The organism is Vibrio sp. SCP2 (genome assembly GCF_059295395.1).
On sequence record NZ_JCAFVV010000010.1, the window covers coordinates 116,499 to 123,635 of the forward strand.

Below are 7,137 nucleotides of genomic sequence, written 5' to 3' on the forward strand. Positions count from 1 at the left end.
GCATATCACCTTAAACACTAAAACCAACGCATAGTAAAAATGCCATGCGTTGCGAATCCCTCTTAAACAGCTTGTTAGGTATTAACTAGCTGTTTTTACTGACTTTTTCATACAAATATGGTAAAATAAACGTCGATATAACCCATAAATAAGATTGTCGGAGATCAACCACATGAAGAAAAACATCAAAATTAAAACTAACAGTTTTCGCTTATCAATTACCTTAAAAGCCAACTTTAAGTTACTGAATAATAAGGCATATTTTAGAAATAAAGCGCTAAACACCGATGGGCATGCTAAGGTGAGTTGCCTAAAGGAAAGATCGGCTTTCACCTTAGCATGCCCATCAGGGTAAGTCAATTAGACTCATAAAAACAAGCACTTAACGCAACACTCTCCGACCTTTAGCGAAATACAACGCTTAATACCTAACGCCCAATTAAGGGGTGAACAACGCCTCCCCCCAAACTAAAAACATTGTGCCATAAACACTAAAACTCAAGTAGAAGCAAAAGTGCCAAGCGTTGTGAATCCCTCTTGAATTGCTTGTTATATTTTCAACACAGCATCTATGAAAGCAAGATGGCGCACGGTAAAATATACTGAAAATTCAGTGAGAGCTATATTTTATGTTTAGTTACTTAGAGAAAGACAGTAAATTTATAATCACCGCTTCTGATATTCGTATCCACGAATGTCATAGTAGAACAGTTGCGACAGACATCGTTAAACAACTTAAGTCAGGAAGACTTCTAAGAGACATATTAGCAAGCAATATAGAGAACCTATCTAGACTTGAGGAACGTAAACAAAAAAGCGAACATTCCAAAGAAATTACATCTAGTGCTCGTCTACGTAAAGAATTAGATAATGCAAAAAGCCAAAATAGAAAACTGCATGAGCAACTCCTTGAACAAAAATCAGCTGTTTTAACTAGCATTAGTAAAGAAGCTCACAGCTCACTTAAGAAAGAACTAATTGCTGAAGTATATAAAGCTATTACGGGTAGCTATGATGAAAGAGCAACGCTGGAGTTATACCAGCTAACTCCAAAAGAAATCGTGCAGGTCATTCGATATATTGCGATTTTCAAAAGAAATAATTTTAATGAACACTGGCAAGTCAATGAGTTCATATCAAACCGAAATGCGTGGGATCAATTTGACGAGTTACGTAGCAATAACCGTCATGCCAATGACTTTGTAGCAAAAGGGATCTACCCCAAATACTTTGCTATTGTATGTGCAATTTTAGATATTGGTGGCGATGGAGGCTCTCACCTAGTCGATTCACATCGTTATTGAGCCAAAAGAAATATAACGCCCAGTTAAGGGGTGAAGCACGCAATGACCAAGCCGACGCATGGCACTTCAACACCGAAACCACCGCATACCAAAAATGCCACGCGTGCTGAATCCCTCTTAAACTGTTTGTTATGTACAATTTACAAAAACAAACCCTAGACATACAGAACGATAACCCATAAAATCAAAACACCATTCCATATAGAGAAGTTGATGTGAAAGTTAGAGACCTTGGAAAAACTATTTTAGACTTTGAGCTAGGTAATATCCCTAAAGCCATAAAAGCCATATTTACTTGGAGCATAGCATTATGCTTCGGATTATTTTGTGGTGTAATTCGCCTGTACAAAAGTTTCTCTGGGCTAATTTTCATTGGCTCTATATTCATATTCTACAATGGATTGGAAAAAGATTGCACAAGATACTGTTGGAGACTAATCGACCTATATAATGGCTATGCAATCAGAGAAGAACACTTATTTACTGTCGCTGCTTTGGTAGCGGGGATCATGGTCTCATTTAAACTGGACAAAAAGTTCAACTCCACCACTTAGACGTAGTCCTATATTTCCAGTGCCAACGGATGGCGCTTGTACATAACGCCGCGTTAAGTGGTGAACAACGCTAGCCACCAAACCTAACCCATTGTACCTTAAACACTAAATTCAACTTAAACTGAAACCGCCAAGCGTTGTGAATCCGCCTTAAACGCCTTGTTAAGTGTAATTTTCACTCCGCAAGTAACTTATGCAGTTCCTGCTCCTTAGCTTTCAAGCTAGGTTGAATTTCTTGTAACTTGGAAAGGATAAAGCTTTGCAAATGATGTGAAATCTGGCTTCCTTTGGTTGCAAAAGCTTGCCCAGCAGGTGACTCAAAAAATTCCACTAACCCTTTTAGCTCTTCATCTGAATACATTTCTTGGTAAGCATTAGCAATGTGTTCTTTTATTGATGGGTCAGAATAAATGCTCATCTGAAGATTAATAATGTCATTAAATATTTTTTGAGCATCATCCTTTTTACTATCAGGGATGTTCTTGTTTGTTTCGACCTGCTTCTCTAGCATATTTCGCATTGAGTCAGACATCTGCTTTACCGAAGCATCGACTTCCATCAGATCATACAGTTTCAACGACAGCTCTCTTGGGCTTGATTCCGCGAATACAGATGTCGAAACTATCAATAATAGAAATAAGATTTTTCTCATAACTCCCTCATTACACTTAACGCCTTGTTAAGGGGTGAAGCACGCAACACCAATGCTACCGCATACCACCTTAATCACTTAAACCAACGCATAGTAAAAATGCCACGCGTGCTGAATCCCTCTTGAACAATTTGTTAGCATTCTTTGTTTATAGTTTGCTGATTGCTATCTTTAGTACACGAATTTGAACTTTCTAATTTGCCAAGATTGTCAGCCATAGAGTATGCGTCTGCTGTTTTCTTTATTGGCTCGATAACATTTTGAGTTTTGTTAGTAATAGAGTTAACGTCCCCAGTATCATTCACTGCTCCCATTACCTTTGTGCTATCTGATATCGTTGAGACTCTATCTATATTACGAGTTGCTTTCCCAACGTCAGCTAACCCGCCCAATATTGAAAATACAATTGCGATCGCACCACCGCCAACAAACCAGTTTTTCATGAGTTTCCCCTTTGAATGCTAACGCCTGCTTAAGCGGCTGCCAATGCACTACACCCAAACAGACCACCGTAGTCACAAACTCAAACCGAACCAAAAATGCCATAGGTTGGCAGTCCAACTTTAAGCACTTGTTAGTTTGCAAGCCCACCCTAAGTCAATGGCTGGGTGCCAAGATGCTGATTTAAAATACAATACTTAAACCGTACACTGTTGTAAACGGACAGCTGACCAACTTGAACACAAGGCACAAACGCACGTGGCAAAGAAGAGACAATCGCAGAATTTCACAAGCAAACACTGTATCAAAATGGCAGAGGATACTTTCACTGCTGCCAACAACAGCACCAGTATAGCCCCACTCTGCCAACACTGTTTCAGCGAACACGAAGCAGCACCTACGAATACCAAACGAATGGAAGCTACAGTAAACGACGAGCGAACAACAAACACTTGAATCAAAGTGCCACCGGAAAGAATCTGGCTTGGATAGAACGAACAGGTGAACACCCGAAAAACAGAACTAAGCTCTTATTTGGACTGGCTTTTTCCAACCTCAAACTAACGCCTTGCTAAGGTGCGGCTAAACCACAAAACCTGAGCAAAGCCACCGTAATCACTAAACTCAACCGAACCAAAAATGCCAAAGGTTAGCCGTCACTCTTAAGCAATTTGTTATGTTTGGAAGCGCCCACCGTACTACCTGTGATAGTACACAATACAACGCATTCCTCTACGGACTCTGAACTCGTAACCAATTTGCCTTCACTATCCCATATAGAGTTATTGCCACAAACTGACCAACCACCCGTTGGTGAAATGTGATTACTTAACAGTACAGGCATACCATTATTAGCAGCAATATCGGAGAGCAACCTTGCATCAGCAGAATAGCCTGCTTTCGAAATCAACGCACTCGCTAGATAAACGTCAGCACCCGACCGTTTAGCTCTTGTAACATGTTCAGGGCAAGAGAAATCAGCACAAATTGCCAACGCAACTTTATAACCTTTGATGGTGAGAAAATAATCTTCGGAGCCCGATGAACAATACTCATACTCACCGTCATGTAGATACTGTTTATCGTAAAATTCGACGTTCCCATCAGGATGACAAACCACAGCGCCAATAGATGGTTTTGGGGTGTCGCCCGAAACAAGCGGACAGCCTACGATAACCGAAATATTATGCTTAGTCGCAACTTGAGATAGTTGTGAAAAATTCGAAGGTTCTTTGCCTTGAGCTAACTTTCCTACAGATTTTAACTCGTAGCCCGTCAATGACAATTCGGGAAACACCACCAAATCTGCACCAAGCGATGCAGAGGCTTCTATAGCGACAAGGTGTTGCTCGATATTTGCGGCAATATCCTCTTTGAATACTGGGACTTGAGCCAAACTGATATTAATTGAAGATGCCACGTTTTCTCCTTAAAACATAACGCCAAATTAAGTAGTGAGCAACGCCACCACCTGACCTAAAGCATTGTGCCGTAAACACTGAAGTTGATTCAAACCAAAAATGCCAAGCGTTGCGAATCTGCTTAAATTTATTGTTATGTGCTTTTTATTGAGGTCTGTCTTCTGGGTTGTCTCGATACCAAGCTTCCAGTAATTCTTGACCATAGATAACTTCTGTTTGCATGTGCATATAAAGAAGAAACGCTGCTAGTAGAAAGCTTATTCCATTTAGCCACCGCAAGGCATGCTTACGTTCAATGTCATAGAAAAACATACTGACACCAACAAGCAAGAAAGGATATGTACCCATTAGAAGCAACAACCAGCCAAGATAGCTAGAAATTGCCATTTCCGTCATTTCACCAGTCACTTTCGCCACCCAATGAGTTAGTAGAAAACTCAATGCATATTAGAGCAAGTATTCAGCTCTAACGAGTTAACTCGGGATAGTTTCGAGGCACTTCAAATTGAGCTTTCGGAACTGGCACATAACGCCGCATTAAGGTGTGAGCGGCGCTTGGCTATACTTGAGCGAAGCGAAACTGCCAAGCGTTGAGAATCCGTCTTAAATTTATTGTTATGTGTTTTGACACAGCTGCTTTGCTTTGTCAGTGCGGTTTATGATGTCAAAGCACTCTTGGTTTGTGCAACTCACAACCTTATTTAACTCTCGTTCTGAATATTTATCGGCTAAGTGGCTGAACATTAATATCGAAGTATCATAGTACCGACACAAAGCTTCAATTTCGAACTGTCGAATTTGCACTTCTTTTTCAGCTACACCTTTTTCCAAAATGGCCTGCTCAGCAATAGCAAGTTTTTTACTCAAATCACGCTCAATACCGCTGATATACGCATTGTTTTCATTGAATCTAGATAGCTTCAGCTGCTCCTCACGGTATTTCTCTGGAAAGTTTTTCTGAAGGAAAGCACTCACCTCTGGTTGAGAGCTTTGCCATAAGCCATCAAATTGCCACAAAATTAGAAAAGCTATCATTAGTCGAATTGAAAGTTTAAGTACCCAATCGCCAAATCCAGACTTTTGGTTATTCGCTTCGTTTTGCTTCGCATTTAGGTCACTTTCATGTGTTTTGTTTGTGTCATCCATACCTAGCTCCTTTTGTTTTCAACTAAGTATAGAATTGATATGAACTTTTACACATAACGCCGCATTAAGGTGTGAACAACGCGACCACGAAACCCAACCATACGACCGTAAACACTGAACTCAACGATGGAATGAAAAATGCCAAGCGTTGAGAATCACTCTTAAATGCCTTGTTAGTTTTATTACAGCAAGCGATCTTTAAATACACTTAACAACTGACAATGCTGGTCTTGAAGTCTGTCTATCGACTCTTCCATATACAGCATGTACTTCTCCGCCTCTTTGGCTTCCGCTTTGTTTTTATAAGCCAAGCTAATTTCTTCGTAGTTAAACCAGCTTGAAGCATTTGAATCAACATTAGTTAGCCAATCAATAATGCCCTCATCAAAGTAAAAATCAGCTAGAGCAAGTGCCTCTTGAAAATTTTCATATAGCTGTGGATCGACTTTACGAGTGTTATCTGTGTTCCGCAAAAGCCTTTGCACTGCCATATATATCTGTAGTCTTTCAGACTTACTATCACGCTTTTCCTTAGCAACATTCAACTTCCATTGTTGATAAGCAATATAAGCGACTGAAACAGCAATCACTGGACTAAGTAGCGCAGAAAAAATGTCAATTATTTGTTTTATTAGACTTAAATTATCCAACGATTTCTCCCGTAAAACTAACGCCCTGCTAAGGGGTGAGCAACGCAATACAAAAGCCGCCGTAAACCGCCTTAATCACTAAATTCTACGCATAGTAAAAATGCCACGCGTTGCGAATCACTCTTAAGCAACTTGTTATACCGCTTGGTTGAGGCTAAAATGACCAACATAAAGACCATTTAAGAGACCTATTATATGACCACTAGAATTTTAGCTGATGTTGCTGCAAGCATTACCGAGTTGAAAGCTAACCCTATGAAAGTTGCAACTAGTGCTTATGGCGAGCCTGTTGCTGTGCTAAACCGAAATGAGCCAGCATTTTATTGCGTTCCTGCCGAAGCGTACGAAGTGATGATGGACAGACTCGAAGATCTTGAACTACTAGCTATCGCTAAAGAGCGTGAATCTGAAGAAAGCATTTCGGTAAATATTGATGACCTATAAACTCGACTTCAAAAAGAGCGCACTCAAAGAGTGGAAAAAGCTTGGCTCTACTCTGCAACAACAATTTAAGAAAAAGCTAATCGAGCGCTTAGATAACCCACATGTTCCAGCTTCGAAGCTTTCTGGAGCTGACAACATGTATAAAATTAAGTTACGTCAATCGGGCTACCGGCTCGTCTACAAAGTTGACTAATTGGCTAAGAACCTAGAAGCGACTTTAAGCCAGTTAAACAAGAAGCCAACCGCCACGACCTGACAATGAAGCAACCCACGAACATTGGTATGTTTTACGGGCTGAGAGATTCAAGAATTTAGGCAGATAATACTGATTTGCTGAGTCTACTTGGGACAAATTGCCCGAGGGACAAAGAACTAGAGCCCAAGACCTTTAAACCTTTGAAATACAAGTAAACATAACGCCCTGTTAAGGTGTGAGCAACGCAATACAGAAGCCGCTGCAAACCACCTTAATCACTAAAATCAACGCATAGTAAAAATGCCACGCGTTGCGAATCACTCTTAAAC

General features: G+C 40.3%; 8 protein-coding genes and 1 pseudogene. 3 read left to right on the plus strand and 6 right to left on the minus strand.

Annotated elements, in window-relative coordinates; translation table 11 throughout:
* Positions 1-629 precede the first annotated feature (629 nt).
* Entirely contained in the window at positions 630-1,304 is a 675-nt protein-coding gene (locus AC5O63_RS19825) for a hypothetical protein (protein WP_494506031.1), read from the plus strand.
* Between the two features lie 729 nt (positions 1,305-2,033).
* On the opposite strand, the gene AC5O63_RS19830 is transcribed toward AC5O63_RS19825, so the two are convergent.
* The 6 genes from AC5O63_RS19830 to AC5O63_RS19855 form a co-directional block, all read right to left on the minus strand.
* The gene (locus AC5O63_RS19830; protein ID WP_494506032.1) at positions 2,034-2,510 is read right to left on the minus strand and encodes a DUF2059 domain-containing protein; all 477 of its coding nucleotides are present in this window, start codon (positions 2,508-2,510) and stop codon (positions 2,034-2,036) included.
* Positions 2,511-2,644: 134 nt separating this feature from the next.
* On the minus strand, positions 2,645-2,953 hold the full coding sequence (locus AC5O63_RS19835; protein ID WP_332162381.1) for a hypothetical protein: 309 nt from the start codon (positions 2,951-2,953) through the stop codon (positions 2,645-2,647).
* Positions 2,954-3,600: 647 nt separating this feature from the next.
* Positions 3,601-4,371: a carbon-nitrogen hydrolase family protein gene (locus AC5O63_RS19840; RefSeq protein ID WP_494506033.1), complete on the minus strand. Its 771-nt coding sequence runs from the start codon at positions 4,369-4,371 to the stop codon at positions 3,601-3,603.
* Between the two features lie 145 nt (positions 4,372-4,516).
* A complete protein-coding gene (locus tag AC5O63_RS19845; RefSeq protein WP_130349921.1) occupies positions 4,517-4,768 on the minus strand; it encodes a hypothetical protein in 252 nt (83 codons plus the stop codon).
* A gap of 219 nt (positions 4,769-4,987) precedes the next feature.
* On the minus strand, positions 4,988-5,518 hold the full coding sequence (locus AC5O63_RS19850) for a hypothetical protein (protein WP_494506034.1): 531 nt from the start codon (positions 5,516-5,518) through the stop codon (positions 4,988-4,990).
* A 182-nt stretch (positions 5,519-5,700) separates the two neighbouring features.
* Positions 5,701-6,168 carry a hypothetical protein gene (locus AC5O63_RS19855; protein WP_274059665.1) on the minus strand — a complete coding sequence of 156 codons (468 nt, stop codon included), beginning with the start codon at positions 6,166-6,168 and terminating at the stop codon, positions 5,701-5,703.
* A 195-nt stretch (positions 6,169-6,363) separates the two neighbouring features.
* Here AC5O63_RS19855 and AC5O63_RS19860 point away from each other — a divergent pair, with 195 nt between their 5' ends.
* Together AC5O63_RS19860 and AC5O63_RS19865 are read left to right on the plus strand one after the other, a co-directional pair.
* Positions 6,364-6,612 carry a type II toxin-antitoxin system Phd/YefM family antitoxin gene (locus tag AC5O63_RS19860; protein ID WP_025548955.1) on the plus strand — a complete coding sequence of 83 codons (249 nt, stop codon included), beginning with the start codon at positions 6,364-6,366 and terminating at the stop codon, positions 6,610-6,612.
* Positions 6,602-6,802: pseudogene (locus AC5O63_RS19865) on the plus strand (type II toxin-antitoxin system RelE family toxin); the annotation flags it as partial. The gene AC5O63_RS19860 and the pseudogene AC5O63_RS19865, both read left to right, overlap by 11 nt.
* Positions 6,803-7,137 lie beyond the last annotated feature (335 nt).

Coding starts and splice junctions, on each gene's coding strand:
- AC5O63_RS19825 (WP_494506031.1), top strand. CDS start 630: ATGTTTAGTTACTTAGAGAAAGACAGTAAATTTATAATCACCGCTTCT.
- AC5O63_RS19830 (WP_494506032.1), bottom strand. CDS start 2,510: ATGAGAAAAATCTTATTTCTATTATTGATAGTTTCGACATCTGTATTC.
- AC5O63_RS19835 (WP_332162381.1), bottom strand. CDS start 2,953: ATGAAAAACTGGTTTGTTGGCGGTGGTGCGATCGCAATTGTATTTTCA.
- AC5O63_RS19845 (WP_130349921.1), bottom strand. CDS start 4,768: ATGACGGAAATGGCAATTTCTAGCTATCTTGGCTGGTTGTTGCTTCTA.
- AC5O63_RS19850 (WP_494506034.1), bottom strand. CDS start 5,518: ATGGATGACACAAACAAAACACATGAAAGTGACCTAAATGCGAAGCAA.
- AC5O63_RS19860 (WP_025548955.1), top strand. CDS start 6,364: ATGACCACTAGAATTTTAGCTGATGTTGCTGCAAGCATTACCGAGTTG.